The organism is Microbacterium sp. NPDC076768 (assembly GCF_040687205.1).
GTDB lineage: Bacteria > Actinomycetota > Actinomycetes > Actinomycetales > Microbacteriaceae > Microbacterium.
This window is the reverse complement of record NZ_JBFBMU010000004.1, coordinates 84,129-110,275: the sequence shown is the minus strand read 5'-3', so window position 1 is coordinate 110,275 and position 26,147 is coordinate 84,129. Positions and strand designations below refer to the sequence as shown.

Below are 26,147 nucleotides of genomic sequence, written 5' to 3'. Positions count from 1 at the left end.
ACCATGAACGACACCGCCGCTTCCGTCACCATCACGATCCAAGTGCCCAGCACCGCACCCGAGGACTTGATCTCGAGAGTCACCGCCCTCGGCGCGGACCTCGGCACCCACCGTGCAATCGACCAAGTGCTCCTCGAGATCGTGCGAACCTGCCACGCCTGCGGGTGCACGGACGAGCGGGCATGCTTCGGCGGCTGCTGGTGGATCAACGACGACGGCGCCCCCGATCTCTGCTCGAGCTGCAGCACCGACGACGGATCCCGCCAATGACACAGGAGAGCACCACCCGAACCTGCCTGGCAGGCACCACAGGACGCGGCTACTGCGGCCGCAAGACGACGGCGCCGGCAACGGCGATCGCGGATATGACGTGCAAGGACTGCGGCGCAGCCGTCCGCGCAGACCAGCACGCCGGCGTCCTCTCCCCCGAGCTGACCGCGGCGATCGCATGATGACCGCCAGCTGGTCGTCATGGACCCCTGGACGCGAGGGCGGAGCGTTGCGCGGCGTCATCGACGACATCGCCGACAAAGGCACCCACCGCTCCGGGGAACGGGTGTGGCGTTGCGCTCACCGGCACACCACGGAGGCCACCGCAACCCAGTGCGCAGCGGCCGAGCTCAAGCGACGCCAAACCGCGCCAACTGCGGTGACTGTTGCTGCCCGGTGGTCGGGTGTGCTCGTTCCCACGCGGAGTCGATCGTTCGCAGAATCTCCCGCTCACCAAGCCCCGCTTGCTCCGCTGCGGGGAGCAACACCCTCACGATGTCGGCCTTGGCGATGCCGTCCTCGGTCATCCTACAAGACATGAAGTACAACGCCCAGTTCCGGTTCCCCTCGGGCTGCGCCGCCACCCATCTGGCCCGCCCAGCATCACTGTTTCGCGCTTCACGAGGCGTGCTCGGCACCGGGCGGGCGCGGGCAGGCTTAGGCGGTGCGAGCAACTCGAGCAACCGCTGCGCATCCACCGGAGCGGTGGGGGCTGGGCTGGTCGAGCGCAGCACGTATGCGCCGAGTGTCCCATCTTTCTGCCGTACCCTCGACGGTGGCACGAGCACATACCCGCCATCGCCACGAAAATCGACCTGCGCAGACGCCGCCTGCCAGATCCGTTGCGGCCGATTCGGATCGGCAGGAAAGTAAATGTGCAAGCCGCCGGAGGGCGTCTCGACCAACGAGGACCAGCCGCTCAGCAGCCCGGCATCACGAGCGCGACCGAACGACAGGAGCCCGGTGTCGCTGTCGCTGTGACGATCCACATCCACGACATCAAGACCCGACGCCGCACCGGTCGGCACGGCTAGATTTGCGTCAGGCCACCGACGCCACCAGGTTTCAACCTGCCGAACATCGACGGTTGCTGCCGTGAAACCGCCTTTTACTATTGGGCGTTTGAATCCAGACACACATGGAAAGACGGGCACTCCATGTCTGGCAAGATACATCGCAGCGGTAGGCAGGCCACGGACAGTGCCCAACAGTCTGCCGAGCAGCATGAGCCGTTGATCGAGATCATTCATGTTGCTAACTCCTTCTCACCTTGGGTACTGGCGATAAGGTGCGACGAGGAGAACAGAAGACGCAAGTGACGTTCGGAGGGTACCGTTCGTCAGGCGTAGCAGTGACCCCGACACTATGGAATATCCGGCTTACCGCTAATCACTTCCAAGATGGAAGTGTCCTCTTTCAAACTGCCTCGCTACGGGCCCCAAGACCAACGATTTCGGCCCCCAAAGTCACAGAAGTATCACGCCGACGCGCGATCCGATATTCGTGAGGCGAGACTTGCATAACTGTACGAAAAAGCTTCGAGGCATGCGAACTACTTCTCCATCCGACAAGATGAATGCAATGCTCGACTGTGCTGTCTGTCTCCTGCAGCAACCTTGCCAACATCTCAACCCGGATCAATTGCAATCGGGTTCTTGGCGGATAGCCCCAGGCTCGAGTGCACAGTGTAGAGAGATGACCCGGCGAGAGATTAACTCGCCTGGCCAGCTCTCTAAGTGTCCACTCAAATTCGGGCCTCTCACGCAGGAGCGTTTCGACCTTTAGTACCTCAGGTCTGATCGGCGTCGGGCGCGTCGCACGGAGCCTTTGGTCGGACCCGGCGGGCGGAAATGCCTCCGGTCCACCAATACTGCGTGAAATTGCGTTTGCAAGGGTGAACCAGTGTGCCTGCATCTGGTTTGAATGTATGACAAAATCACTCGTTCTGCTCAGCGCAACCATTCCGTCGAGAATCGGTGCCAGTTTCTTAAGGCGTTTGCCAAGCCGCACGATAATTCGCATGTCACCGTATAAACGTTCAGCAAAGACGTGCGCCTCTGCGCGGTGAGAGAGTCGGCCGCGATACTGCCAATAGACTAGATCAAGCGCATATTCTGGGTCTAAGTAGATGCATGTAATTGAGGCTTGGGGCACTGGGACCACATGGAATACCGTCTCTGCGGGGAGAACTGTAATGTCACCGGTGTGCGCAAGGGTTTCATAGTTGTCAACCAACACGCGTAAGCTACCGCTTCGGACCGCAACAATCTTGATTTCACGGTATGCGGTTCTCTCGGTTGCTGATTTCAGGACATGATGCCGGGCCATGAGTGGAACTCTCGTTTCCACCAGTAAAACGTCCTTGCTCCGAGGTGAACTCTTCACCTGTGTCGGCCACGGCGATAGTGTGGGCATCGCACCAGATGATTAGGGATAGGAAATTCCTAACCGCCCGACGCCTACCGCTATTGGTCCTCTCCTATGTTATTTCTATGCATTGAACATGCAGACTGTATTGCGGTAATAACACTTTTGAGTAACCTTGACTAGCGTCCGGTTTCATGTTGCAAGTGCTCTTCTCGCTCTGCTGAGGCGTGATCTGCTGCGGCATCAAAAGGTGTCATATCGGTTTCCTGGCGTACCGATCCGACTTCGATTTCCTTGCCTTTGAAGAATCCTGGGTTTATGAGGGAGTAGATCACCATTAGGATGATGCCGCCGCCGATAATGGCGACGCCGGCGACGAAGACGACTCCGACGCCGCCATCGGTAGAGCCGTCGGGGAGGGTGGTGCTGAAGAGCATGTTCCCGGACCCGAAGTCGGGGTCGGTGGCGGAGTCGTACAGCGTCTTGACGAACATGACGACGAGCGCGATCCCGCCCAGCAGCGGGAGGAAGAAGCGCCGGAAGAAGTTCCCAAGGCTGGCGAACCAGGTGCCGCGGAAGTACCAGAACGCTGCCAGGCCGGTGATGCCGTAGTAGAAGCAGACCATGATGCCCATCGCGGTGATCGTGTCCCAGAGGGCGTCCTCGGACACGAGGCGCATGAGCACGTAGAAGGCGACCGAGGCGACCGCCGCCCACACCGTCGCGGCACCCGGTGTCTGGTACTTGGAGAGCTTGCCGAAGGTTTTCGGCACAGCCCCGTAATGCGACATCGCTTGCAAGGTCCGGGAAGGGGACACGAGCGTCGCCTGGAGCGCCGAGGCTGAGCTCGCGAAGACGGCGAGCGACATCACCAGGGCGAACGGTCCCATTACCTCGGGGGCGAGGGCGGCGAACAGCGCTTCTTGGATGTCCGGGTTTCCGGCCCCGAGTCCCGTCGTGCCGATGCCGGCATAGCTGAGCAGCACGATCGTGACGGTGAGGTAGGTGATCACGATCATGGCGATGGTGAGCAGTGCGGCCCGTCCGGGGGTGCGGCGGGGATCTTTGGTCTCCTCGTTCATCGTGAGGATGACGTCCCAGCCCCAGAACATGAAGATCGACAGCGAGAGGCCGGCCATGAGTACGCTGAAGCTGAACCCGTCGGATCCGAGGAGCGCGGGGTTGAACCATTCCAGGCTCACCGGGGTGTAGTCGTAGGCTTCGCCGTTCGCGATCTTGACGACCGCTGCGATCACGAACCAGGCCAGGGCGATGGCCTGCAGGCCGACGAGCGCGTATTGGACGCGCTTGGTCTCCTCGACGCCTCGATACGAGATGTACGCGGCGATCCCCGTTAGGATCGCGACGACCGGGATGTTGACCCAGAGATTGTCCGTGAGGTCGGCGATGTCGGGGCTCCCGAACATCTGCGACAGCGCGATGAACAGGAAGTCGACGGCGACCGCGGCGAGGTTCGACAGCACCAGCGCGGTCGACGCGACGAGCCCCCACCCGCCGAGCCAGCCGATCCAGGGGCCGAACGCGCGCGATGACCATGTGAATGTGGAGCCCGAGTCCGGCATCGAGGTGTTCAGCTCCCGGTAGCCCATGAGCACGAACAGCATCGGGATGCATCCGACCAAAAGGATGAACGGGGTCTGCAGCCCGGCCACCGAGATCGTCGGCCCGTTCCCGGAGGTCATGGTGTATGCCGGGGCGATGCTCGCGATTCCGATGATCGCCCCGGCGAAGGCGCCGATCTTCCCTTTCTGAAGACCTTTGAGTGTCAGGCTCTTGGTGGTCGCGGCGGGCTCGCGCTGTGCGGTGGTCACTGTGCTGCGCCGTCCGCCTCGAGGATGCGGGCGGCGGTGTCCTGCCCGATGCGGACGGCGCCGTCGACGTGCTGGTAGCCGAAGCCCTGGATGTCGGAGCTGGCGAAGAAGATCGGGCCGACGGGCTGGTTCTGGGTCGCGCCCCAGCGGCTCAGGCCGCCGAGATCGTAGCTGGTGCCGTATGCGCCCCGGGTCCACTCCTCGGCGCCGAAATCGGAGAGGTAGAACGCGAGCGGGTTGCGCGCCTCGTCGCCGAGGTACTCGGCGAGGGAGTTCAGGATCGTCTCCCGGCGCTCTTTCTCGGGCAGCGCCCAGACCTTCTCCGCGTCGCGCTCCACGATGAATCCGACGAGGGTGCCGCGCTCGTCGCCGTGATTCGTGTTGTCGTAGATGTCCTGGACGACGTTGTAGTAGCCGAAGCCGGTGCCGGAGAGGCCCTGCTCGCGCCAGAACGGGCGGTCATAGGAGGCGTGGACCTTGATGACGAGCCCCATCGAGTGGTGCTGGTGCGCGACTTGCTGGGTGCGGGGGAGGGCCGGTACGTACTGGATGCGGGAGTACAGGTTCGGCGGTACCGCGAGGATCGCGTGGCGGGCACTCACGCGGATGTGGTCGGTGATCGCGATGACCGTGGCGGGGGCGCCTTCGCCGCTGTCCTCCCAGTGAAGCTCGCGCACCGGGTTGTCGAGGAAGACATTGTCGGGGCCGAGTTCTTCGGCGATGCGGATGGAGACGCTCTGCATGCCGCCGACGACGCGCTTGTCGAGGAGGATGTCTTCGTCCACGAGGTTCTCGAACGACCCGGCCGAGGCGCCGAAGAAGATGGCCTGCAGCAGGGAGAACGAGTGCTTGGGCTTGGTGAGCATCGCCCCTGAGATGAAGTTGCCGATGATGAGGCGCGCCTCGGCGTCGTCGCTCTGGGTGCGCAGCCAGGCGTCGAAGGTGATCTCGTCGTACTCGGCGGCGCGGGGGTGCTCCCACGGGGCGGCCGGGTCGACTTCGAGGGAGAGTCGGGTGAGTTCTGCGCGGAGCTTGAGCATTTCCTCGAGGGTCTCCGGCTTCACGGGGAAGTCGCCGGTGAAACGGTGGCGGTTGCCCTCCTTGTCGATGAACACCGAATCGCCGTCGCGGTGGCGCTGGAAGAGCTCGAGTCCGAGTTCCGCCGCGAGATCCTGGATCGCGGTCTGCTCGGGTGCGATCCACTGGCCGCCGATCTCGAGGAAGGTGCCGTCGATCGTGTCCGACCAGGTGCGGCCGCCGACGCGGTCGCGCGCTTCGAGCACGGCGACCGTCTTCCCGGCCTGGCTCAGGCGCCGCGCCGCGGTGAGGCCCGCGGGACCGGCGCCGATGATGACGACGTCGCGAGTGATTTCCTGCATGGTGTTTCTCCTTCTCAAGGGGTTCTCATGGATATGGCGAACTGTGCTCCCGGCGCGTGCGCGGTGCGCCGCGGCAGGAGCCCCGGACCGCCTGTGTGGTTAGTGGTCGAGCGTGCGGTAGTGAGCGGCGAGGCTGAACCGGCCGGGGTCGTAGAGTTCGCTGGCGCCTGCGTGGATGAGGTCAGCGGCGATGCGGCCGAGGACGGGCGCGAACTTGAAGCCCCGTCCCGACAGCCCGGACACGACGACGCGGCTGCCGTCGGGCGAGGCGTCGATGATCGGGGTGAGATCGGCCGTGTAGCTGTCCGGGTGGATGCTGTGGCGCACCGGCTCCGGGTGCAGGCCCGGGAAGTACCAGGTCGCCAACTCGGAGGTCTGCGCGAGCTCTGCCCGGGTGTGCTCACGCTGCAGCTGCGCGACGTCGTCGACGAGCGGCCAGTCCGGGAACGCGGCGCGGCTGATCTTCACGGCGTAGCCTTCGAGGCTCGGGGCGCCGAACAGGTGGGTGGTTCCGCGGTCCCGCACGAAGACGGGGAACCGTTCGGGAAGGAACTGGTCGACGCGTTTCGGCATGAACCACGTGAGCGGCACACTCTTCACCTTCGTGAACGTCTTCAGCTCAGGGAGGACCTGCTGGCTCCAGGGGCCGGCGGCGATGACGACCTTCTCGGCGAGAATGTCGCCGCGGGTGGTGCTCACGAGGTGCCGCCCGTGCTGCTCGTCGATGCCGAGCACCCGAGTGCCGTCCCAGATCTCGGCGCCTCCGCGCTCGGCGAGTGATGCCGCGGTGAGAATGGCGCGCTCGGGGCGCAGGCCGCCGCCGCCGAGATCGAGGATCGCCTCGTCGCCGTCGTCGAAGTCGTGCTGCGGGAACCTGCTGAGCAGCTCGCGCCCCGCCAGATGTTCGTAGGGGAGGGCGAATCGCTCGGCGGCCTCGAGGGTTCCAGCGATCTTCGGGGAAGCACCGGGGGCGATCGTGAGCGCGCCGACCTGCAGGTAGATGCTCTGCCCCGATTCCCGCTCGAGTTCTCGCCACAGCTGCTGCGACCGGACGAGCAACGGAGTATAGTGCTCGCCCTCGTAAGCTGCGGTGCGGAACAGGCGGGACTCCCCGGCGTACGCGCCGTACGCGTGCGCGACGCCGTACTGCTCGATGCCGATGATGCGTCCCGGCACCAGCTTCGACAGCTGCCACGCGGCCATGGCGCCTACGGTGCCCATTCCGATGACGGCGACGGACGCCTGCTCAGCGCTGGACATCGATCCTCCTCGTGCGGCACGGCACCGTGCAGCCGTTGCGAAAGTAGCTGGTGACCTCAGTGTTCCAGGTCGATGCAGGGAATCGAAGAGCCCCGCGATACCAGTTCCCGCATGATTCATGCGCTATCAGTCTGAATGAAAGCGGCTCTTTTGCATTCCGGGCACGTTATCGAGGGTTAGCATCGCAATATCGAATACGGCACCTCGCGGTGAGGCCGCGGGCAGGAAAGGGCAACGATGCACGACACTTCTCTCCGGTTGCGGTACCTCAGCGAGCCCGAGCTCATCGACGTCGGCGCCACGGACATGGTGCGCTGCATCGACACGATGTGCGAGGTCTTCTCACTGCTCGCGACTGGCGACTACCGCATGGGCGGCCCGAATCACAGCTCGCACGGGATCAAAGTCGACTTCCCGCTCGAGCCGGCGTTCCCTGGCATGCCGCGCCACACGTCGGACCGCCGCTTCATGGCGATGCCGGCGTACATCGGCGGGAAGTATCGTGCGACCGGCCTCAAGTGGTACGGCTCGAACATCGAGAACACCGAGAAGGATCTGCCCCGGTCCATCCACCTCGTGGTCTTGAACGACACCGAGACAGGCGCTCCGATCGCCGTGATGCCGGGAAACCTGATCAGCGCCTATCGCACTGGTGCGGTCGTCGGAGCCGGCGCCCGCCACCTCGCCCGGCCGGACGCCGACTCGGTCGCGGTGATCGGCCCCGGGCTCATCAACCAGGTCGCGTTCCGGGCGATCCTCGAGGCACGGCCCGCCATCGCCCGCGTCCGGATCGCGGCGCGCTCGCTCACGAGCCGGAACGCGCAGCGCTTCGAGCAGCTCGTCCGCTCCGAGTTCCCCCAGATCCAAGCGGTGGAGATCGTCGATTCGATCCGGTCGGCGGTCGCCGACGCCGACATCGTCACCGTCGCCGCGACCGGTCTGTCCGGCACCGCGAACTACCCGGTCATCGACCCGGAGTGGCTGCGCCCGGGAGCGTATGTCGCGGCGACCTCGAACATCCAGGTCGATGCCGGGTTCCTGAGTGCTGGAGCTCGCAACGTCGTCGACCACACTCCGCTCTATGAAGCCTACGTCGCGAACTTCAGCCGTCCGTACCACGAGCAGCTCGGGGCACTCGGCGTCAAATACCAGGACATGCTCCTGGAGGGGCGCCTGACCGCCGCCGACATCGCCGAGTTCGGGGACATCGTCGACGGCCGAGCACCCGGCTACGATCCGGCGCGGCCGTCATTCTTCTCCATCGGCGGGATCCCGGCCGAAGACGTCGCCTGGGCGACCGAACTCCTCTGGGAGGCGCAGCGCCGCGACATCGGCACGGTGCTGCCGATCTGGGATCAGCCCGCCCTCGGCTAGAGGCGGGTGCGGTCGAGCCCGGCGCTCCTGACCGCGGCACGCGGATCGAGAAACCGTCGGGCTCGACCGGCCGAGACGCTAGACCGCGTCTCGGGCCGCATCGCTCGGCACAGCGATCACCGGTACCACCGAAATACGGATGTTCTTCATCGCATCGGTATGAACGAACATGCGCGCGAGGATTCATGCTGTTCGACCCGTCGACTAGCGTCTCGCCCGCTCGCCAGCCCACTTGCTGGTTCGCCGATGTCAACCACGGAGGCTTCGAGGACCAGGTGACCCGTCAACTCCGGCGCCTCTTCGAACGCTGCGTGCGCGGTCTCGCCTTTCGGGTGCCCAAAGGTCGTCTTCGGCACGTCATGTACCCGCGGGGCCCTGAACACGGTCTCTGAACGCACGTCAAATGAAGCGACTCGGAATGCCGCTCATGCTGCGCGTACGGCACGCCCGGCCCCATCGGCTCAGAGATCCGAGCCCTGCCCGAGGTTACTTCTTGTGAGTGCAGCCTGGGCATGGGGATGGGGCATGCGAAGTGGCGGAGTGTATCCCCCGAATCGCTCCGGTGGTGCACTCCGCCACGCGGCGTACTATTTCGTGGCCCCAGGGACGCGGACGAGCTTCTTGTTGGCAAACTCGTTGATGCCGTAATGCGCGAGCTCGCGGCCGACGCCCGAGGCCTTGACCCCGCCGAACGGGAGATCCGGGGCTGTCTTGCTCGTGCTGTTGATCCAGACCATGCCCGTCTCGATCCGGTCGGCGACCCGTTGCGCCCGTTCCAGGTCGCCCGAGAAGACCGTGCCGCCCAGACCGAACGGGGAGTCGTTGGCGATCCGCACCGCCTCCTCCTCGGACGCGGCGCGGTGCACGACCGCGGCCGGTCCGAACAGCTCCTCCGCGTAGGCGCGCATGTCTTTCGTCACGCCCGACAGCACGGTCGCCGGATAGTAGGCGCCCGGTGCGTCAGGGGCCTCCCCGCCCAGGTGGACTTTCGCGCCGCGGTCGATGGCTTCGTCGACCAGCTCGACGAGATCCCGGCGGGCGGCGGTGGAGGAGAGCGGGCCGAGCTTCGTCTCGTCCGACGACGGATCGCCTGTGGCGTACGCGCGGCTCTGCTCGATGAACTTCTCGAGGAACGCGTCGTACACCGCGTCCAGGACGATGAAGCGCTTGGACGCGGTGCAGGCCTGGCCGCCGTTGGCGAAGCGACCGACCGCGGCCGCGGCGGCTGCCGCGTCGAGGTCGGCGTCGTCGAGCACGACCCTGAACTGGTCACAGCGGGTCACCATGCGGATGATCTCAGACGGCCGATCTCCCTCCGGCGGCTCGAGCTACCTCGACACGACCGGCCTGGGGATCCCCGGCGGCACCATCCGCTCGCTGAACCGCCGCGGGCTGATCGAGCGCTACTCCTGGACCGAGCCAGGCTGGGTGCTCACCAAGGCCGGTGTCGACGCCATCAACAGCGGCGCATGCGACGAGCCAGATCCCGACGCCTAAGCACTGCTATCCCCAACCCGGATGTCCGCGAACACCCCCGGAACCGACCTATACCCATCAAGAGAGCCTGCAGCGTCAGGCACGGGGTTCCCCTACCGGGCACGCAGGCGTATAGTCAGTGAATGTCACATTCACTACACGATTGAGGAGACTGGCCATGACCATCACCCAGACCGCCGCCCCCACCGGCACAGCGGTCACCATCACAGGAACCGTCCGCACACCGCTCACCCTCGTCCGCCGCATCCCCGACCGCCGAGCCCGAGTCGGATTCCGCGTCGACACAGACGACGGCCCCTACAACGTCCACGCCAGCGGCGCGCTCGCCGAGCTGCTCCGACTGACCACGCACCGCGGCGATCGCGTCATCGTCCACGCCCCCTGCGCAACGTTCAGCCACCCCGAACAGACCGTCCCCGATCTCGAAGCCGACAGCGTCGAACTCGACCTCCACTGACCCGCGGCGAGGATAGACACCACCCACCCCACCGCACCAGCAGGAGACCACCATGACCCGCATCTTCCACGTCAACGGCAAGCCCGTCGACGTCACCGACCCCACCGCCGTCCAGGCACTCACCCCGGACGAGTACGCCGACCTGCTCAAGCAGACCCTCAACGACCGCGACGCCACCGACGCCGAGATCATCGGGCTGACGCAGGACCAGCCGCGCGCCGGCACGGGGTTCATCATCATGAACCCACCCGACGAGGAGACCGAGCATGCCTAACCCAGCAACCACCGAACCAGACAACTCACTCCTCACCCCCGTCCAACGCCAACGCGCACTATCGCTCTCCGACGCCCTCTGGCGACTCCGCACCAACCCGCACGGCACCGGCGACAGCATCACCCTGACCATCCCCGCTCCCGCGATCGAAGGCATCGAGAAGATCCTGTTCGCGCTCGCCGAGGGGGATCTGCGGTTCGCGTCCGTGCGGGCGGGGCAGCTGATGGATGGTGTCAGCGAGGCGCTGCGCGGCCGCGCGGTCGGTCAGCCGTGGCAAGCGGCGTTCGATCACGCAAGAGAGACCGGGCAGGACGAGGGCGAGGCGCGCGATTTCGCAGACGAGTACGCCGCCTATGTGGAGGATCGGCGGTACGAGATCCGCAACCCCGACCTCCCGATCCCCTCGCCCAGCGAGTACATCCGATGACGAGGCAGACCATGGAAGGAAGCAGCAGCCGGCACCAGCGCACGTTGAGCGAGTGGACGAGCGGGGCGATCCGCTCCATGCTTCGCTCATCAGATCCGATTGCGGTCTACGGCCAGCAGGACGTCGTGATCAAGGACCGCATCAAAGCCCGGCTCAGCCAGTACCACCGACCGACTCTGAGATCGCTCCTGATGGTCGCACTGCTCACTGTGGCGGTCGTGATCGTGTTCCCTGCGCCGATCGTGTTCCTCCCGCTGGCAGGCATCGCATTGATCGTGGTTCTCACTCTGAAAGAGGCCCGCCTTGCCCGTCTGAAAGAAGCGGTCTTTCACTTCGACACTCCGCAGGATGAGACGGGGGCCTCGCCAGTGCCGCGGCCTGACGGGAACCATGGTTCTCCGTACTCTCACGGATCCTCCTGAACCTGCTGCGAGAACCGATCGGGCCCTGCTACGGCGGGGCCCGATCTTTGTCCGCGAACAGCTCAAACCTCGGCCTATACCCAGCAGACAGACGGGGAGAGGCCATGTGTGACGACATCGACCACGGAGGGCGACGGTGCCCGTCGTCAACGGCCGAGGGGCAGCGGCGCCGGCGAGCGGAGAAGCGCGAGCAGAGCGCAGAGAAGCAACTCGAGGCGTTCATCGGTGCGACCCCATTCCGGCCGGTCTCTGGCGAGCTGATGCGGATGAGCTCGCGGCCGAGCTACTACGACACCGATGAGTGGATCGAATACGAAGACTCCCTCCGCGCGGCCGCGGAGCGGCACGGTGTCGAGATCTCCGAGCTGCAGCACGCGGATGGGCTTTGGGAAGGCACATCGGAGCCGGCGGGCGCCTACATCGTCCGCGCGGAGAGCTTCGAGCAGATCACCGACTGGGCTGGCGAGCTGGCCGGACGGTACGAGCAGGACAGCATCATGGCCGGGTACTTCGACCCGGATGGGCCCGACCGGGTCTACAGCTTCGCCGCCGATACCGGCACACAGCAGCGGGTCCAAGAAACCCTCGACCTCCTCCGCGCGGCCGGCGCACCAGGTGGCAGGCTCTACGACGGCAAACTCGAGATCGCCGAGCCAGCCGAATACCCGCTGCCGGCATCCGCAGTGAACGCGATCGCCGCACGACTCGGCACGGAGCCAACCTTCGCTCGAGCACACGTCGCCTTCGTGCCAGGCAACGACAGCTACCAGCGCCACCAGCCCATCAAGGAGATCCAGTCGCTTCGGGAGCGGTACGCGGACGCGCACGGGTTCCCGCAGCGCAAGCCCATCCCTCGACTCACCGAGCTCGACGACATCGCTGCAGCGCGCGCCTACGAGGCCGCAACGCACGAACCCAACCACCCACAGGTCGCTCGGTCCTACCGCTCCCTGCGGCAGCACATCGGCGCGCAGTGGGACATGCTCACCGAAGCCGGCTACACCTTCGAGCCCTGGCATGGGGAGACCGAGCAGCCCTACGCCGACTCCGCCGCGATGCTCGACGACCTCCGCCAGAACAAGCACCTGTTCTACTTCCGCACCGAGGTCTCGCAGCACACCGAGGGGGCTCTGCCTCCCGACCACCCGATGGCACGCACCGTGAACGTCGCCCTCCCCTCGGGGCAGCGCGCACCGATGCTCGCCAACGACGTCTTCCGCGCCGTCCACGACGCGATCGCACACAGTGAGGGGCACCAGTTCGGACCCTACGGTGAGAAACGAGCCTGGTGGACACACCGAGCCTGCCTCCCTCGCGAAGCACGCCTCGCGCTCTGGTGCGAGACCCGCGCTCAGAACTGCTGGACCAACGCCGGCCCTCACATGCTCGCCGACGCCGAGCCAGGACGCCCCCGGCTCATCCGCCGCGGCGAAGAGGGTTGGATGCCGTTGAGCGAACGCCCCTACGCGCAGCAGAAGTGCTGCCGAGTCGACCCAGCGCTCCTCTGAGCGGTCAGAGCGAGCGCTCGTGAGCCATGCACTCAGACGCGCCGCGCCGCGCCGGCGACGACGGGTTGACGCGCTCCGCACAACAGCCTAGCATCAGTGAATGTCACATTCACTACTAAGCCATTCTGAGAGGGACACCATGACCACCGCCATCAAGGTCACGCCCGCCGGTGAGATCACCACCATCCACGTCGCCGAGCTCGCTGACTATCAGCGCGAGATCGGCGGATGGATCGCAGAGCTTCGCTTGACCAACGGTCACGCCCTGCTCGTCGACGAGGAAGCGGGCGTCAAGAACACCGAGCCCAATCTGCTCGCGTCGCTCTACCTGACTCAGAACGGCCGCGGCACGCTGCTTTTCAGCACCGCGCTCATCGTGGGACTGCACGCCAGGACCGGGGAGTGGGCAGACGCTGCCCCCGACGTCGCCGAGCAGCTGCGCGCGATCGCCGCGCGGGTCTGACCCAATGCCCGCCATCACAGCTCGGCCGGCACTCACGCCGGCCGAGCTGCCCTCCTCCCCCGCAAGCGAGTACTGCCAGCGCTGGTCCCGCGGCCGCCACTCCTGGCGCCACGCTTCCGAGGGCGGCTTCGACCCCCAGCTGTACCAGGTCACCCCGATCACCGAGGCCACCGCGCGAGCCTTCGTCATCGACGAGCACTACGCCTCTTCGTTCCCTGCGGCACGCTTCTCGGTCGGGCTCCTCACCCGTGACGACCGCTTCCCGATCAACGGCGCCACCGTCGACGGGATGGCACTCGTCGGAGTCGCCACCTTCTCGACGCCCATGGCCAGCCGTGTACTTTCGAGCGTTTTCCCCACGCTCGAGCCGTATGAGCAGAGCATCGAGCTTGGCCGTTTTGTCTTGACCGACACCCCCGCGAACGCCGAATCGTGGTTCCTCGCACGCGCGTTCCGTCACGCCTACGACCGCGGCATCCGTGGCGTCGTCTCTTTCGCGGATCCAATGCCGCGACACCGACAGGTCACCGAGGTTCTCGACGACGGCACCATGATCGAACGCACCGAGCGGACGTCGCCCGGTCACTGCGGGCTGATATATCAAGCAGGGAACGCGGTCGCCCTCGGCCGCAGCACTGCACGCACCCTTAACTACCACGCCCGACAAGGCATCGTGCTCTCCGAGCGATCTCTGTCGAAGATCAGAGGACAAGAGCGAGGCGCCGACGCCGCCGAGCGGCACCTGGTCTCTCTCGGCGCTCCTATGCGCCGAGCTGGCCAGGATCCTCGATCTTGGTTGCGCGCGGCACTCGCTGCGCTCGAGGTCACGAAGATCCGCCACCCCGGCAATTTCCGCTACGCCTTCCCGCTCGGCAGCAGCTTGCAGCGCCGACGCCTTCCGATCGGCCTGCCTCGCACCGCGTACCCCAAGCCAGACACCGACATTCTGCAGGACTGACCACGCATCGAGCGGCGCCTGCACATCAGGGGTTGACGCACGCACGCGCCACCCTTAGAGTAGTGAATGTCACATTCACTACTTGTCCAGTCTGAGGGAGGACACCATGACCACCAAGACCCGCCGTTCCAGCACCGCTCGCCGTACCCCGGAAGAGCGTCGGGCGCAGGCCGAGGCGCTGCACGAGCAGCTCACCGCGCAGGTCGCAACACTTGCCGAGAGCGAGAACTGGAAGGCTTGGCTGCGCTTCGCCGGCCTCGTCCGCCGACGCTCGTTCTCCAACCAGATGCTCATCCTCGCGCAGGGTGGCACCTACTGCCTCGGCTATCGCCAGTGGGAGGGCCTCGGCCGGCACGTCGTCAAGGGCGCGAAGTCGATCAAGATCTTCGGCTACTCGACCAAGCGCATCGTCGAGGTCGACGAGACCACCGGCGAGGAGTCCACCAGCAGCCGGGTCATCTACCCGGTGCTCTCCGTCTTCGACGTCAGCGACACCGAGGGCGAGCCGCTTCCCGAGCAGCCCGCCGTCTACCTCGAGGGGGATGACGTTGCCGGGTTGTTCGACAAGCTCGCCGAATACATCACCGGGCAGGGCTGGGACGTCGCGCTCGAGGACATCACCCAGGACGGGCTCAACGGATACACCGATGGCACGACGCGGCAGATCCGCGTCGACAGCAAGATGGCACCGGCCATGCGGGTCAAGACCCTCCTCCACGAGATCGGCCACGCGCTGCTGCACTTCGACGAGGGCAGCACCCGCGAGCACCGCGGCGTAATCGAGACCGAGGCCGAGTCGGTCGCATACGGCGCAGGCGCACTGCTCGGCATCGACACCAGCTCGTGGTCGATCGGGTACGTCGCAGGCTGGGCCGGCGGCGACGTCGACCTCATCCGCAGCGTCGCCAGCAACGTCCTCCGCGCCGTCAACGCGATCGCCGACGCGATGCTCGGCGACGAGGACCAGGCCCCGGCCGCGTAACAGCTTCGGGGGCGGGCGCGACCGGCCCGCCCCCGAACTGTTCTGTCCGCGAAGCCCCCCAGCCGCGGCCTATACCCGTAGACGCACAACCCGGAGGAGCCCATGGATCTCGCCCTGACCACCGCACGCGACTTTGCTCCCCTGCTGCTCGGCAGCGGAGGCATCGTCGGCTTCATCGTCGCGGTCGACGCAGCGCGCCGCACCGAACGCACCGTGCGGCGCACCCTCAAGCTCCTCATCACTCTCGCCGTCAGTGCGGCCGCGATCGCCGCGGCCGTCGCCCTCGGCGCCATCCTCTTCCTCTGAACGGATCAAACATGCCCCGCCACATCAAGCGCACCGCATCCGCCGCCGGCGCCCTCGTCATCGCCCTACTCGCCGGCGCGATCGCCCTCACCGCCAACACCGCCGATACTGGTGCAGCGACGACGATCGACTCGACGACATCGGGGCCAGCCGTGCCGCCCCTGGCGCCGGCGGAGATCTCGGCGGATGCGGCCGAGACTCTCTCGCAGCTCGAGCAGCTCGTCGTGGCCGAAGCCGACGACCAGGACAGCTACCAGCGAGACGAGTTCGGGCAGCGATGGGCCGACATCGACCGCAACGGCTGCGACCAGCGCAACGACGCACTCGCGGCCGCGCTCGAGAACATCACCACCAAGCCCGGCACCCACGACTGCGTCGTCCTCACCGGCACGCTCCACGACCCCTACACGGGACTCACGATCGCCTTCCAGCGCGGCCAGGGCACCAGCGAGCTCGTGCAGGTCGACCACATCGTTCCCCTCGCATGGGCCTGGCGGCAGGGCGCCGACGAGTGGGACGAGACGCAGCGCGAGCACTTCGCAAACGACCCGATCAACCTGCAGGCCACGGACGGCAGCGCGAACCAGTCAAAGAGCGACCGCGGTCCCGCCAACTGGATGCCACCGAACGCGGACTACGGCTGCATGTACGCCGCCCGCTTCGTCGACGTCCTCACCACCTACCAACTCACGATCAACGCGGCCGACCACACCGCGCTCAGCGCGCAGCTCGCCAGCTGCACCGCCTGACCAACACCCGAAAGGACCACCGCCGATGAGCACCCTGCGCAACATCATCATCACCGACGACACCGGCACCCGATACAACGATCTCTTCGTCGACATCCCTCTCGACAGCTACGAGATCACCCGATCCTCGGTCGGGTTCCATTCCGTCGACGCCATTGTGCCGGCCGACCCCTTCTCGCCCCGCGCATCCGAAGACGGACCGCTCGGCGCGCTCCTGCTCCGTTGGGCTCAGGCGCACGTCGCGGGACGCAACTACATCATCAGCTGGCAATACATCGACGCCCACGACATCCACACCGTGGCGGTCGCCAACACCACCACCCGCGAGCTGCACTTCGTGAACCTGTTCGGCCATGTCATCGCCGGCCGGCGCAGCTACCGGCTCCGCGAGCTCGCCGACGCGCTCGACCTCCTCCTCGACGCCACCTTCGACTGAGGGACCGGCGATGCTCTCCGACGAGGTCGCACGGACGATCGTCCACGGCAGCCCCGAGGGGTACGACCTCGGATGCCAGACTCGCGCCGGATGCGCCAACCACCACCACCCCACACTCATGACCTGCTACGCCGCCGCCATCGCAGCCCGTGACGACTGGAACCTCGCCAAGCTGCCCCGCAACGAACCGCTCCCCAAGTCAGCTCGACGCCTTCGCCGCCAGCCGGCCCGACGAACCGGAGGAACGCCCTCATGAAAGACCACACGCTCACCGCATGGCCAGCGCTGCGCATCGGGGACCGCGCCCTCATCCGGGAGCGCGAAACCGCGCGCGAGCTCACAGTCACCGTCGCCACCCTCCTCGATCCACTCGAGGGCGAGGGCGACGGGTTCGTCGACCACCGAGGCCGCGTCATCCGGCACCACTTCTACGATGCCCGGCCGATCGCGCCAGATCCAGAACTCACCGACCAGCGCGACGTCGACGACCGCTTCACCCAGCTGACCGCCGCTCTCCTGAACGCGAGGACACGATGACCGCACCGCTCACTACCGGCGAGCTCCGCCTGCTACACAAGGCGCTCGAGATCGCCGCCGGATACGCGAACACCGAACGAGACGAGTCCGCGATCCTCGAGCTCAGCGCACGCATCCGCCGAGCTCAGAAGACCATCCCGTCCGCGCCGGACGCGCACACCACGGTGCTCGCCACAATCGACGCCGTCAAGCGCGCCGGCCGACACGAGAAGCTCACCCCGGAGATCCTCGACCGGATCGCTGATGAGCTCCTCCGAGAAACCCCGCTCTGACCGCCCTGCGCGGTACACTAAGGCGCGGCACCCGGCTGTTGAGCAGGTTCCTTCCCGCCCCTCGGGGCGAAAGTTCCTCCTCAGTTGGATCGTTGGTGAATGTGACAATTTCCACGCTCCGGCCGGGTGCCGTTTCTCTTGCCCCGGTGGCACGCGATCATCGACGATTGCTCACCGGCGGGCCCGTCGCCCTCACATACTCAGACCAGGTGCACTCGACAGCGAGTCTCATCGCATCGTCCGGGAAGTAGCCGATCAGCAGCCGCCGCTCGGGATCTTGATCGAACGTCACCGACCGCAACAGCCTGCGGCCGCGGATCTCGACATGGCGGATGATCGCGATCCTCTTGCTGTGGTCGAACACGTACCAGATCCCCGGCTCCGGTGACGCCTGCAGCTGAGACATCGGAGACCAGTGCTGCACCACAACAGCGAACCCTATGCTGGCGCGCCGACAGCCCGTGCGCTGAGCCGCTGCCGACTACCGCGTGACCTCAGCTCGTCAGCGGCGCGCCGGATCCGTAAGCGTCGTGGTCATACCGCCGCAGCGCAGCAATGAACTCGGCGCTCGTGATCTCATAGCGGGCCACCGCCGCCGCGGCACCCTGGAACAACGCAGCGTTGGGATACACGCGGCCGCACACCGGGCACACCGCGAACTCGTCAGGATCGGACGAACCAGCCGCATCGAAGGTAAGGCGCCCGTGACGATCGGCACTTCGCCAATCCTGAGTAGCCGAATCGTTGCCGCAGGCGCAGACCTGATTCTCCCCGTCCTCATCAACCGTCGCGATCCCGTCGACGCGGACGGTCGGATATGGCCAGCTCACGACACCGCGCTCACGGCTCTCGTCTTGCGGGGACGCTTCTTCGGCATTGCGAGCTCGTCGACCGTGGTGAGCTTCGCGTAGCTGGCGAACAGCGCTCGCAGCCTGTCGACCTCCGTTGCGGTTCCACGCAGGCCCAGGGTCTTGTCGACAGCAGCGTCGAGCTCGCGATGCGCGCGGAGCAGCTCGGGCGCCATCGCGAGGGGGTTGTAGTGGTCTGCGAGCGAGCGTTCGGGGCGTAGCGCTCGCGCGTCCAGAACGGCTCGGCCGCCGGCGATGATCGCGGCACGCTGTGCGTCGGTGATGGCGGGCAGCGGGAAGGTGTTCCACGTCAGGGTGCTCGAGAAGCGCAGGCGAGACTCGAGGCGGCCGCCGATAGTGCGCTGCCAGGTGATGAATGCCGACGACGAGATCACTGCGAAGGCGAGACCGTCCGGGTCGTCTGCTTTGAAGTTCGCGTCACCGCAGATCACATCCGGGGTGAACAGGGCTGTCGGGAAGAACTTGCGGGTTTCGCTTGCGTGCCGCGGCACGCAGACATAGGGCGTGTCGGGCTGCGATCGCTGCCCGAATAGGTGTGGCGTCTCCGCCATCTGCCGCGTGGACTCGGCCTTCGATGCTGCGCGGAACTGGCGCACGGCATCCAGCCGCCGGCGGAGTATCGGTGAGCGGGCGATGTCGCTGGGGTCCAGATCGACGAGCCACAGGCACCACCGGGGTTCGTTGTGGATGAGCTGCCGGGCGCCGACGAACGGTCGGACGTACTTCGCGGCGATCGGATCCGCCATGACCTCCGCGTAGTCGTCCGGCTCGATGAGGAGGTTGCCGTCGTCGCGAGCCATGTTCCCGAACACCATCGGAGGAAGCGCCGAGGCCAGTGGGCTTCGGCGCTGGTCGACCAGGACAATCGGGCCGTCGACGAGGTAGCCGTTGAGCTGATCCACCACGGGGATTTCGACGGGCTCGCCCTTGAGGTTGCCGGAGTAGTCGAACAGCCGCGCTCTCTTCCTCGACGGTCGGTCGAAACCGATCACCGAACAATGCACTGCCGCGGCGCCGGGCGCTTCACTGGTCCAGGCGAATGTCCGATGTGCGAACTTGACACGCCACCCGGCGGCGAACACGGGGCCGAAGAGCGCCGGCACCGGCTCTCCCTGTGCAATCGAGTTCGTCGAGACGAAGGCGAACTCGCCCCGGTAGCCGGGACGGCCGAGCAGCTCGAGCGCCTTCGCATACCAGCCAGTGACGTAGTCCAGCCGCCCGATGTCGTCCCGCCGCCACACGTCGCGCAGTTCCTGCGCTTGCTCGGCCGAGCGGGTGGCGTGGCCGAGGAAGGGCGGGTTTCCCATGATGTACAGGTGCTCGGTCGGTTCTAGGACGGTCGCCCAATCGACCCGCAGCGCGTTGCCGACGACGATGCTCTTGATCTTGTCCAGTGGCAGCGGATCGGGCGCAGATCCGAGCGCCAGCTCCATCGCCTGGTTTGCCTGGTGCTCCACCAGGTGCAGCGCCGTCGCTGCGATCTGGGCGGGCCATTCCTCGAGCTCGATCCCGTGAAAGCTCGACAGCCGCACGGCCAGGTGCTCCTCGGTGAAGAACATCGTGCGGGCCGTCTCGCCGGACAACTCTTGGACCCGCAGCAGAACCTCAAGATCGAGGGCTCGCATCTGTCGGTAGCCGACCACCAGGAAGTTGCCGCAGCCGCACGCCGTTATGTGTAGGTTCTGTCAGTGTCTCAACTGACCACTCGATCACCCCGGAGAGCGATGCAGCTGCGTTTCGTCGACCACACCCTCACCGCGCCGGACGACGTCGATGAACGCACCCGCGAGGTGTACTCGAGCACGCACGCACTTCCAGAGGGGATGCCGGTCATCCTCGACAGCCGATGGCGGCCCGTCGAACCGTGGCTGACCTATTTTCGGATCATCGCAGGTTCGACGGAGAGGTCAACTGCCCGCAACTACGCATACGACGCGCTCCGATTCGCCTCGTTCCTCGACGCACGGGGCACCGATGTCGTCCATGCCTCGGACGACGACATCGTCGCGTATCGGGAGTGGCGGGTGGGCAGCGCCGAGCGACCGGTTTCGCCGGCGACCTGGCAACGCGACGTCGTCGTGATTCGCGGGATCTACCAACTGCTCATGCAGACTGGGCAGATCCGCCGCGAGCCCTGGATCACCATCGGTCGGTCGTCAGCGCTACGCAGCCCCTGGCGGAGTGAGCCTGATATCCGCCCGTTGACCCAGGAGCAGTGGAGCGCCTTCCGTGACATCGGCCTGGGTGGGCAGACCGCGACTGGTGAGCTCGACGCGAGTTGGCGCGGCAGCACGAGCCTGCGCTCCCAGGCGGGCGCCCAGGTCGCGGTGACCACAGGCATGCGACTCGGCGAGTTCTCGACATTGCTGGATGCCGAGTTGCCCGCATCTACAGGCACGGGCGTCTCCGTCCTCCTCGAGGCATGCGCGAAGTACCAGAAGCGACGGCGCGTCCACGTTCCGAGCACGACCCTGCGCGCAGTCGACCTCTATCGCCAGACTGAACGTCGAGCCGTGGTTCGCGCCTCTGCGAGCTCTCTGTGGTCACGGCGCGGCGAGCTGTTCATCGTCGACGAACTCGACGTCTCCGCGGGGGTCGTCCGCGGACGGTTGGACGGACGTCCTTCCAGATGGCGATTGCATCTGCTCCCACCTCGTTTGCGCCAGATTGCCGTGATCGAGCGCGACGGCGGACTCGAGGCGCTGGGCCTGTTCCTGGGCCGCGGCGGCCTACCCATCAGTCGGCGCGCATGGCACGCCACCTTCGAAGCAGCGAGTCGCCGCACGCTGGACCTCGCCTCGAACGACATGGGTGGTCGTCGAGCTCGGATCACGCCGCACGACTTGCGCCACACATTCGCCGTCGTCCTCCTCAAGGCGCTCACTGACGTCGCACTCGCTCGTGAAGCTGATCGGCGTGCCGGCGATCTCGGTCCCGCGACCCTTTCCGAGCACATCGCCATCAATCCTCGACTCACTGTGCAGCGGCTCCTCGGCCACTCGAACCCCGCCACGACGATGATCTATCTCCGCTACATCGAAGACACCGACACACTCGTCCGGGACGTGTTCGATAGCTGGAGCGACGAGGCCGCGACCTTTGCCGACGCCGTACTTGCGGAGCGGAGCGCCGAGTGAGCGGCGTCGACCTCTCGCCCCGTCCGATGACGTTCAAGACCACGTCAACCACGATCGATGGAACCGTCGCTCCTCTCCAGTTCAATCACCCAATCCTGGCCGCCGAGTTGTCTGACGCGCTGATCGACATGAGGAGGACGTTCGCGCTGGCCGACGGCACCGCGTACCACTACCGTGCGACGATCATCAACCTCCTTCACGCCTTGACCGAGAGCTGCCCGCGGACTGCGAGCCTCGCTTCCACCGATCGCGGAGTGGTCAATGCGTTGCACGAATGGGAGTCCGGGCTAGCTTCCGCGTACCCTGCCGAAAGCACAATGCCCTACAAGTGCGGCCGACAAGCCCGACGCCTGGTGCGAGTGCACATCGCCAGCGGCCGAGACATCAATGACGACGTCGAGCGCTGGGCCAACGGACCGGTGCTCCACCAGGGCGGGGAGGACACACCCCTCGACGAGTTCTCGAACGCCGAACGCATCGCGATCCGGGACGCCTGCCGCACGCGCATTCGCGAGCTGGAAGCTCGACTCACGATCGGAAAGAGGATGCTCGAAGCTGGACACGATCCACGTACCGCTGGTTGGCACAGCGCTGCGAACATTGTCTGGGGCATCCACCACCTCGGGCGAACTCATGGCACAACCGTCGAGCGCGAAGCGATGAACGCGTGCGACCGCGGCGATCTCAACGAGATGAGCGCTGACTTCGCGACAGAGCGACCGACGACCTATGGCGGATCGGGCCGTGTCGTCCGCCGCCTGATGTCCTACCTCTACCCTTCCAGCGCGGATCTCGTCGCGTTCAGAACGCTCCTCCAGCTCGAGACCGGCGCAGCTCCCGAGGAATGGTCGGGCGTCGCGCTGGGCGATATCCAAGACGCAGGCTCGGGCACCCTGCACGTCCGCTTATATAAGGCGCGTGCCCACCGGAGTCGAACGGTGCGATGCGCACTCTCGACACCTCCCGGCAACGGCTGGAAATCGGGCGATCTCGTCCAGCGTCTCCTGGCTGCCACAGCGACGGCGAGGATGCTTGCTGACACCAACGCAACAGCTTCGAAGGACGCTCTGTTCTTGAGCAATTTCCGCACTCCGTCGCGCATGCTCGAGGCGCGTGCGGAATCGTTCTCGAAGTCGTTCGCGTCACTACTCGCGGCGATCGAGCCAGGCATTTCTAAACCTCACGACGCCCGGCGACTGCGAAAGACGGTCAAGAGTGTGAGAGCCGCGGTGCTCAGGAGCGCCGACCTCGCAGCCGGCGATGACCACAGTATCGCCGTCTATCAGCGTCACTACGCCCAATCAACGACCGTGCATGTGCTGGCGGGCGCCGCAGTCAACGCTGCGCAGCACCAGGTGTTCGAACGCCTGCGCGGCCCGCTCTTCGTGAAGGCGCCCGCTGCAACAATCCGAGGCGACGATCACGCCGAGCTGGCAGCCGCGGCTACAGCCGAGCTGGGGTCCACACCGACGGATCGATCAATGAACGTCGCGCACTGCACTTCGCCTTATGACTCGCCTTACGGGAGCGCCGGGCGCCTCTGCGAGCATCGTCCGTCGATGTGCTTCGCATGTCCGAACGCGATCGTGTTCACCGATCACTTGCCGCGCATACTCGCCTACCGTGACATCCTCCGTCGCCACGAGAACGAGATGACACCCACCCAGTTCGCGGCGACTCACGGCCAGCAGCTGAGGAACATCGAGCGCATCATCGACGAGTCCCCGCCGGCGGAGCGAGAACGAGCGCAACACGGTCACGAGCTTGATGCCGATGTCCATGTCCCGATCAGCCAGCGAGGAGTTCACCTGTGAGCACGGGCGGAGTGCTGCCCGAAGTCGCGAGACTCGCACCTGTCAGCGAGTACTGGGGCGACGATCAGCCTGTGCTCCTCAATCACCACCGACAGCCGAGCGACGTCGTTCCGGTGTTCGGCGACGCCTCTCGGTGGGACTTGCACTCACTTGGCTGGAATCCCGCCGCCGGCCGCCACTCGGCGGTGCTGCTGTTCGACGCGTTCACTGGTGAGTGGAACCTTCGAGCGCGTGAGCTCGCGATGGCGATGCTCAATCCAGCCCATCGTGTACTGCGCGACAGGAGCCTGTATCTGGCCGCGACGCCGGCTCATGTGAAGACGATCCGAGCCCGACTTGAAGGACTCAAGCGCTACGCGTCATGGCACCGCGAGCATGTCGACCCGCTCCCCCTGCCTGAGCTCCACCAATCGCACCTCGACCACTTCCTCAGCGACGTCAAACCATTCGCTGCACCATCAGCGGCGAGGAGCGCCGTCGACGCAGTCCGCGCCCTTCACCGGTACAGCAGGGTCATCACCGGCGGCGGGATACCGTTCCGACCGTGGGGTGAAGCCACCACCATCGCGCTGAGCGGACAGAAGTTCAGCGACGAGCTGAGCACACCGGTGATCCCACCGCACGTCTGGTGGCCGCTGCTTCGCGCGTGCTGGCAATACATCGACGTGTTCTCGCACGACATCTTCGCGGCAGTCGACGAGTGGTCCGCGCTCGAACGTCCTCGCGACGAGCGTGTCGCTGTCCGTAACCCCGACCAGGCGATCGAAACCTGGCTGGACAGTACTGGGTCCGCCGTGCCGCTGCATCGCATGTCGTACGGACGATTCACCGAAGGTGAGATCCACTGGACTCTGCTCTCATTGCTCGTGTCCGATGGCAACAGCAAGCACCTCTTCGCCGAGACATCTCGAGCCGAGGTCCGGCGTCGACGCCAGCGCATCGTGACCTCCATCGACGCTGGTGAGATCCCCACTGCGCGCGGTGGGCTGCGCTCGAAGCCGACCGACGTGCGGAAGGCAGACGGCTCGATCGGTCCGTGGATCGATGGCTTTGACCCCGCCACCATCCGAGCTCAACTCAAGGTCCTGCGCAACGCGTGTTACGTCTTCTGCGCAGCGCTCACGATGATGCGGGACTCTGAGTTGCTGAGCATCAAGAAGGGTGCGCTGACGAGCTTCTACGGCGCACCCGCCGTAGCCTCACAACTTCGGAAGGGTCGGCGAGGCACCCATCGTCGCAACTGGTGGATCATCGAGCCAGTTGCACAGGCAATCAGCGTCGCAGAGCGGCTCGCGGTCGGCGACGCCGTCTTCGGCTCGAGCCGACGCAGCCAGCAGAAGGAAGGCCACCTGGTCACCTTCGATCGCCACGATGAGCTGAAGAAGTTCATCTCGCAACTCAATGCGCTCGGTGCCGATGCTGGTCTCGAGCCGATCCCCGCGTTCCACCTCGCGCCGCACATGTTTCGCCGCACGATGGCGGTCATTACTGCCCAGCAGCCGGATGGAGAGATAGCGCTCGGCATCCAACTGAAGCATGCCGCGCGTCGGGCAGTCGCGAACGGGACGACGTCCGGATACGCAAGCGAGACACCCGAGTGGGCGGCGGAGTTCGAGCACGAACTGCAAGAGGCCGTCGCCTCGCGTCTCGTCGGCATGTGGTCCTCAGAGTCGGTGAGCGACGTTCGACTTGCCGGTGCCGGCGCCCAACGCTTCCGCAGCGAGCTGGCGAACGTCGAGGAGGAAGCCGTCAGTGCAGTCAAGATTGGGGATGAGCGCACCTTGCGCACTCTCCTACGGGACCGATTCAGCACGCTCCGGTGGGGAACAATCAACCACTGTCTCGGCGATCCAGCTCAGGCCGCATGCCTCAAGGGGCTGCCCGCCGAGGCTGCCGCAGGCGGCGTCATGCCGAATCGTTGCCAGCCGACCGCGTGCGGCAACTCTGTCGTCACGGACGAGCACGCGCCCGTATGGATCGCCGAGGAGCGCGATCTCGTCGCCAAGCTCCGCGATCGCAGCATGGCAACGCACAATCGCGAGCAACTCGAATCCGAGCTCGTCGAAGTGCAAAAGATCACGAGGAGATTCACGGATGCCTGAACCCATGAGCGCATCGGAGCGCAACCTCCGCGACGCGATGAATCGCCTCCTCACCGGCACAGCGGAGCGCACCGACGGCCGCCTCATCAAGGAGAACCTCTACCGCGAAGCCGGTGTCAGCCGCGCCACGATGAACCGCACGAAGTCCGTGCTCGACGAGTGGGCTATGCGCGTCGACGGTACCCAGCCGCGCGACCGCGAGATCGAGTCCCTGAACCGATCTCTCACAGAGCGTGCGGCCCAGATCAAGGACCTCCGCGCGCGGGTCCGCGAACTGGAGGAGCAACTCACGATCGCAGCCACCGCGGTCGCCGAACTCCACGCGGAGAACCAGCTGCTGCGAGGCGAGGACCCAACGAGGAACGTCACCCCGATGAAGCGCACCTTGCCGAGGCGGAGCCCCGCTGAACGCGCTTGACGCTGCATTACGTGCGGCACCGAACGAAGCGCGCGTC

The 26,147-nt window shown here is 65.9% G+C and carries 31 protein-coding genes; 22 read left to right on the top strand and 9 right to left on the bottom strand.

Features of this window, described 5'->3' with window-relative positions; all coding sequences use genetic code 11:
• The first annotated feature begins 3 nt into the window (after positions 1-3).
• Both AB0O87_RS14800 and AB0O87_RS14795 read left to right on the top strand, forming a co-directional pair.
• Positions 4-270 carry a hypothetical protein gene (locus tag AB0O87_RS14800; protein WP_234001602.1) on the top strand — a complete coding sequence of 89 codons (267 nt, stop codon included), beginning with the start codon at positions 4-6 and terminating at the stop codon, positions 268-270.
• A complete protein-coding gene (locus tag AB0O87_RS14795) occupies positions 267-452 on the top strand; it encodes a hypothetical protein (protein WP_234001603.1) in 186 nt (61 codons plus the stop codon). Before AB0O87_RS14800 ends, AB0O87_RS14795 begins: the two co-directional genes overlap by 4 nt.
• 168 nt (positions 453-620) lie before the next feature.
• Here AB0O87_RS14795 and AB0O87_RS14790 read toward each other — a convergent pair whose 3' ends face one another.
• From AB0O87_RS14790 to solA, 5 genes are all read right to left on the bottom strand, one after another.
• The gene (locus AB0O87_RS14790) at positions 621-1,520 is read right to left on the bottom strand and encodes a bifunctional DNA primase/polymerase (RefSeq protein ID WP_234001604.1); all 900 of its coding nucleotides are present in this window, start codon (positions 1,518-1,520) and stop codon (positions 621-623) included.
• Positions 1,521-1,686: 166 nt separating this feature from the next.
• Positions 1,687-2,184 carry an AraC family transcriptional regulator gene (locus AB0O87_RS14785; protein ID WP_363517679.1) on the bottom strand — a complete coding sequence of 166 codons (498 nt, stop codon included), beginning with the start codon at positions 2,182-2,184 and terminating at the stop codon, positions 1,687-1,689.
• 632 nt (positions 2,185-2,816) lie between these two features.
• The gene (locus tag AB0O87_RS14780) at positions 2,817-4,469 is read right to left on the bottom strand and encodes an APC family permease (protein WP_234001605.1); all 1,653 of its coding nucleotides are present in this window, start codon (positions 4,467-4,469) and stop codon (positions 2,817-2,819) included.
• Complete coding sequence (locus AB0O87_RS14775; RefSeq protein WP_234001606.1) at positions 4,466-5,848, bottom strand: NAD(P)/FAD-dependent oxidoreductase; 1,383 nt, start codon at positions 5,846-5,848, stop codon at positions 4,466-4,468. The genes AB0O87_RS14780 and AB0O87_RS14775 overlap by 4 nt, the downstream gene beginning before the upstream one ends.
• 99 nt (positions 5,849-5,947) lie before the next feature.
• Entirely contained in the window at positions 5,948-7,108 is a 1,161-nt protein-coding gene (gene solA, locus AB0O87_RS14770) for an N-methyl-L-tryptophan oxidase (RefSeq protein ID WP_234001607.1), read from the bottom strand.
• Positions 7,109-7,345: 237 nt separating this feature from the next.
• Here solA and AB0O87_RS14765 point away from each other — a divergent pair, with 237 nt between their 5' ends.
• Entirely contained in the window at positions 7,346-8,482 is a 1,137-nt protein-coding gene (locus AB0O87_RS14765; protein WP_234001608.1) for a tyramine oxidase subunit B, read from the top strand.
• A 587-nt stretch (positions 8,483-9,069) separates the two neighbouring features.
• On the opposite strand, the gene AB0O87_RS14760 is transcribed toward AB0O87_RS14765, so the two are convergent.
• Positions 9,070-9,738: an aldehyde dehydrogenase family protein gene (locus AB0O87_RS14760; protein WP_234001609.1), complete on the bottom strand. Its 669-nt coding sequence runs from the start codon at positions 9,736-9,738 to the stop codon at positions 9,070-9,072.
• Positions 9,739-9,766: 28 nt separating this feature from the next.
• Here AB0O87_RS14760 and AB0O87_RS14755 point away from each other — a divergent pair, with 28 nt between their 5' ends.
• The 15 genes from AB0O87_RS14755 (at position 9,767) to AB0O87_RS14685 (ending at position 17,770) form a co-directional block, all read left to right on the top strand.
• Positions 9,767-9,979 (top strand): hypothetical protein, encoded by a 213-nt coding sequence (locus AB0O87_RS14755; RefSeq protein ID WP_234001610.1) that lies wholly within the window; start codon positions 9,767-9,769, stop codon positions 9,977-9,979.
• 157 nt (positions 9,980-10,136) lie between these two features.
• Entirely contained in the window at positions 10,137-10,436 is a 300-nt protein-coding gene (locus tag AB0O87_RS14750) for a hypothetical protein (protein WP_363517630.1), read from the top strand.
• Positions 10,437-10,488: 52 nt separating this feature from the next.
• Complete coding sequence (locus AB0O87_RS14745; RefSeq protein WP_234001612.1) at positions 10,489-10,710, top strand: hypothetical protein; 222 nt, start codon at positions 10,489-10,491, stop codon at positions 10,708-10,710.
• Positions 10,703-11,137 (top strand): hypothetical protein, encoded by a 435-nt coding sequence (locus AB0O87_RS14740; RefSeq protein ID WP_363517627.1) that lies wholly within the window; start codon positions 10,703-10,705, stop codon positions 11,135-11,137. Before AB0O87_RS14745 ends, AB0O87_RS14740 begins: the two co-directional genes overlap by 8 nt.
• Complete coding sequence (locus AB0O87_RS14735; RefSeq protein ID WP_363517624.1) at positions 11,134-11,559, top strand: hypothetical protein; 426 nt, start codon at positions 11,134-11,136, stop codon at positions 11,557-11,559. Before AB0O87_RS14740 ends, AB0O87_RS14735 begins: the two co-directional genes overlap by 4 nt.
• Before the next feature lie 104 nt (positions 11,560-11,663).
• Positions 11,664-13,067 (top strand): hypothetical protein, encoded by a 1,404-nt coding sequence (locus AB0O87_RS14730; protein ID WP_234001615.1) that lies wholly within the window; start codon positions 11,664-11,666, stop codon positions 13,065-13,067.
• A 139-nt stretch (positions 13,068-13,206) separates the two neighbouring features.
• The gene (locus AB0O87_RS14725; RefSeq protein ID WP_234001616.1) at positions 13,207-13,530 is read left to right on the top strand and encodes a DUF3846 domain-containing protein; all 324 of its coding nucleotides are present in this window, start codon (positions 13,207-13,209) and stop codon (positions 13,528-13,530) included.
• Positions 13,531-13,534: 4 nt separating this feature from the next.
• The gene (locus AB0O87_RS14720; RefSeq protein WP_234001617.1) at positions 13,535-14,488 is read left to right on the top strand and encodes a hypothetical protein; all 954 of its coding nucleotides are present in this window, start codon (positions 13,535-13,537) and stop codon (positions 14,486-14,488) included.
• A gap of 106 nt (positions 14,489-14,594) precedes the next feature.
• Positions 14,595-15,470 carry an ArdC-like ssDNA-binding domain-containing protein gene (locus AB0O87_RS14715; protein ID WP_363517619.1) on the top strand — a complete coding sequence of 292 codons (876 nt, stop codon included), beginning with the start codon at positions 14,595-14,597 and terminating at the stop codon, positions 15,468-15,470.
• Between the two features lie 102 nt (positions 15,471-15,572).
• Positions 15,573-15,776, top strand: coding sequence for a hypothetical protein (locus AB0O87_RS14710; RefSeq protein WP_234001619.1), 204 nt, complete (start codon positions 15,573-15,575; stop codon positions 15,774-15,776).
• Between the two features lie 11 nt (positions 15,777-15,787).
• On the top strand, positions 15,788-16,525 hold the full coding sequence (locus AB0O87_RS14705) for an HNH endonuclease family protein (protein WP_363517615.1): 738 nt from the start codon (positions 15,788-15,790) through the stop codon (positions 16,523-16,525).
• 25 nt (positions 16,526-16,550) lie between these two features.
• On the top strand, positions 16,551-16,961 hold the full coding sequence (locus AB0O87_RS14700; protein WP_299091755.1) for a hypothetical protein: 411 nt from the start codon (positions 16,551-16,553) through the stop codon (positions 16,959-16,961).
• A gap of 10 nt (positions 16,962-16,971) precedes the next feature.
• The gene (locus AB0O87_RS14695; protein ID WP_363517611.1) at positions 16,972-17,217 is read left to right on the top strand and encodes a hypothetical protein; all 246 of its coding nucleotides are present in this window, start codon (positions 16,972-16,974) and stop codon (positions 17,215-17,217) included.
• On the top strand, positions 17,214-17,498 hold the full coding sequence (locus AB0O87_RS14690; protein WP_363517609.1) for a hypothetical protein: 285 nt from the start codon (positions 17,214-17,216) through the stop codon (positions 17,496-17,498). Before AB0O87_RS14695 ends, AB0O87_RS14690 begins: the two co-directional genes overlap by 4 nt.
• Entirely contained in the window at positions 17,495-17,770 is a 276-nt protein-coding gene (locus tag AB0O87_RS14685; protein ID WP_363517606.1) for a hypothetical protein, read from the top strand. The genes AB0O87_RS14690 and AB0O87_RS14685 overlap by 4 nt, the downstream gene beginning before the upstream one ends.
• Positions 17,771-17,927: 157 nt before the next feature.
• Here the strand turns inward: AB0O87_RS14685 and AB0O87_RS14680 are convergent, their stop codons facing one another.
• The 3 genes from AB0O87_RS14680 to AB0O87_RS14670 all read right to left on the bottom strand — a co-directional run bounded on the left by AB0O87_RS14680 (position 17,928) and on the right by AB0O87_RS14670 (position 20,312).
• Positions 17,928-18,176, bottom strand: coding sequence for a hypothetical protein (locus AB0O87_RS14680; RefSeq protein WP_234001625.1), 249 nt, complete (start codon positions 18,174-18,176; stop codon positions 17,928-17,930).
• Between the two features lie 88 nt (positions 18,177-18,264).
• On the bottom strand, positions 18,265-18,600 hold the full coding sequence (locus AB0O87_RS14675) for a hypothetical protein (protein WP_234001626.1): 336 nt from the start codon (positions 18,598-18,600) through the stop codon (positions 18,265-18,267).
• Positions 18,597-20,312 carry a DNA methyltransferase gene (locus AB0O87_RS14670; RefSeq protein ID WP_363517676.1) on the bottom strand — a complete coding sequence of 572 codons (1,716 nt, stop codon included), beginning with the start codon at positions 20,310-20,312 and terminating at the stop codon, positions 18,597-18,599. Before AB0O87_RS14670 ends, AB0O87_RS14675 begins: the two co-directional genes overlap by 4 nt.
• A 15-nt stretch (positions 20,313-20,327) precedes the next feature.
• On the opposite strand from AB0O87_RS14670, the gene AB0O87_RS14665 reads away from it, so the two are divergent.
• From AB0O87_RS14665 to AB0O87_RS14650, 4 genes are read left to right on the top strand one after another with little or no spacing between them, the layout of a single operon-like run.
• Positions 20,328-21,776 (top strand): tyrosine-type recombinase/integrase, encoded by a 1,449-nt coding sequence (locus tag AB0O87_RS14665; RefSeq protein WP_363517602.1) that lies wholly within the window; start codon positions 20,328-20,330, stop codon positions 21,774-21,776.
• Positions 21,773-23,590: a hypothetical protein gene (locus tag AB0O87_RS14660; protein WP_363517599.1), complete on the top strand. Its 1,818-nt coding sequence runs from the start codon at positions 21,773-21,775 to the stop codon at positions 23,588-23,590. Before AB0O87_RS14665 ends, AB0O87_RS14660 begins: the two co-directional genes overlap by 4 nt.
• The gene (locus AB0O87_RS14655; protein ID WP_363517596.1) at positions 23,587-25,692 is read left to right on the top strand and encodes a hypothetical protein; all 2,106 of its coding nucleotides are present in this window, start codon (positions 23,587-23,589) and stop codon (positions 25,690-25,692) included. The genes AB0O87_RS14660 and AB0O87_RS14655 overlap by 4 nt, the downstream gene beginning before the upstream one ends.
• On the top strand, positions 25,685-26,110 hold the full coding sequence (locus tag AB0O87_RS14650; RefSeq protein WP_363517594.1) for a hypothetical protein: 426 nt from the start codon (positions 25,685-25,687) through the stop codon (positions 26,108-26,110). Before AB0O87_RS14655 ends, AB0O87_RS14650 begins: the two co-directional genes overlap by 8 nt.
• Positions 26,111-26,147 lie beyond the last annotated feature (37 nt).

Excerpts from the sequence above, each read along its gene's own strand:
- AB0O87_RS14745 (WP_234001612.1), top strand. The coding sequence starts at position 10,489 with ATGACCCGCATCTTCCACGTCAACGGCAAGCCCGTCGACGTCACCGAC.
- AB0O87_RS14715 (WP_363517619.1), top strand. The coding sequence starts at position 14,595 with ATGACCACCAAGACCCGCCGTTCCAGCACCGCTCGCCGTACCCCGGAA.
- AB0O87_RS14775 (WP_234001606.1), bottom strand. The coding sequence starts at position 5,848 with ATGCAGGAAATCACTCGCGACGTCGTCATCATCGGCGCCGGTCCCGCG.
- solA (WP_234001607.1), bottom strand. The coding sequence starts at position 7,108 with ATGTCCAGCGCTGAGCAGGCGTCCGTCGCCGTCATCGGAATGGGCACC.
- AB0O87_RS14710 (WP_234001619.1), top strand. The coding sequence starts at position 15,573 with ATGGATCTCGCCCTGACCACCGCACGCGACTTTGCTCCCCTGCTGCTC.
- AB0O87_RS14795 (WP_234001603.1), top strand. The coding sequence starts at position 267 with ATGACACAGGAGAGCACCACCCGAACCTGCCTGGCAGGCACCACAGGA.
- AB0O87_RS14725 (WP_234001616.1), top strand. The coding sequence starts at position 13,207 with ATGACCACCGCCATCAAGGTCACGCCCGCCGGTGAGATCACCACCATC.
- AB0O87_RS14750 (WP_363517630.1), top strand. The coding sequence starts at position 10,137 with ATGACCATCACCCAGACCGCCGCCCCCACCGGCACAGCGGTCACCATC.
- AB0O87_RS14720 (WP_234001617.1), top strand. The coding sequence starts at position 13,535 with ATGCCCGCCATCACAGCTCGGCCGGCACTCACGCCGGCCGAGCTGCCC.
- AB0O87_RS14690 (WP_363517609.1), top strand. The coding sequence starts at position 17,214 with ATGAAAGACCACACGCTCACCGCATGGCCAGCGCTGCGCATCGGGGAC.
- AB0O87_RS14790 (WP_234001604.1), bottom strand. The coding sequence starts at position 1,520 with ATGAATGATCTCGATCAACGGCTCATGCTGCTCGGCAGACTGTTGGGC.
- AB0O87_RS14755 (WP_234001610.1), top strand. The coding sequence starts at position 9,767 with ATGCGGATGATCTCAGACGGCCGATCTCCCTCCGGCGGCTCGAGCTAC.
- AB0O87_RS14740 (WP_363517627.1), top strand. The coding sequence starts at position 10,703 with ATGCCTAACCCAGCAACCACCGAACCAGACAACTCACTCCTCACCCCC.
- AB0O87_RS14785 (WP_363517679.1), bottom strand. The coding sequence starts at position 2,184 with ATGCAGGCACACTGGTTCACCCTTGCAAACGCAATTTCACGCAGTATT.
- AB0O87_RS14700 (WP_299091755.1), top strand. The coding sequence starts at position 16,551 with ATGAGCACCCTGCGCAACATCATCATCACCGACGACACCGGCACCCGA.
- AB0O87_RS14685 (WP_363517606.1), top strand. The coding sequence starts at position 17,495 with ATGACCGCACCGCTCACTACCGGCGAGCTCCGCCTGCTACACAAGGCG.
- AB0O87_RS14765 (WP_234001608.1), top strand. The coding sequence starts at position 7,346 with ATGCACGACACTTCTCTCCGGTTGCGGTACCTCAGCGAGCCCGAGCTC.
- AB0O87_RS14800 (WP_234001602.1), top strand. The coding sequence starts at position 4 with ATGAACGACACCGCCGCTTCCGTCACCATCACGATCCAAGTGCCCAGC.
- AB0O87_RS14735 (WP_363517624.1), top strand. The coding sequence starts at position 11,134 with ATGACGAGGCAGACCATGGAAGGAAGCAGCAGCCGGCACCAGCGCACG.
- AB0O87_RS14730 (WP_234001615.1), top strand. The coding sequence starts at position 11,664 with ATGTGTGACGACATCGACCACGGAGGGCGACGGTGCCCGTCGTCAACG.
- AB0O87_RS14705 (WP_363517615.1), top strand. The coding sequence starts at position 15,788 with ATGCCCCGCCACATCAAGCGCACCGCATCCGCCGCCGGCGCCCTCGTC.
- AB0O87_RS14680 (WP_234001625.1), bottom strand. The coding sequence starts at position 18,176 with ATGTCTCAGCTGCAGGCGTCACCGGAGCCGGGGATCTGGTACGTGTTC.
- AB0O87_RS14695 (WP_363517611.1), top strand. The coding sequence starts at position 16,972 with ATGCTCTCCGACGAGGTCGCACGGACGATCGTCCACGGCAGCCCCGAG.
- AB0O87_RS14650 (WP_363517594.1), top strand. The coding sequence starts at position 25,685 with ATGCCTGAACCCATGAGCGCATCGGAGCGCAACCTCCGCGACGCGATG.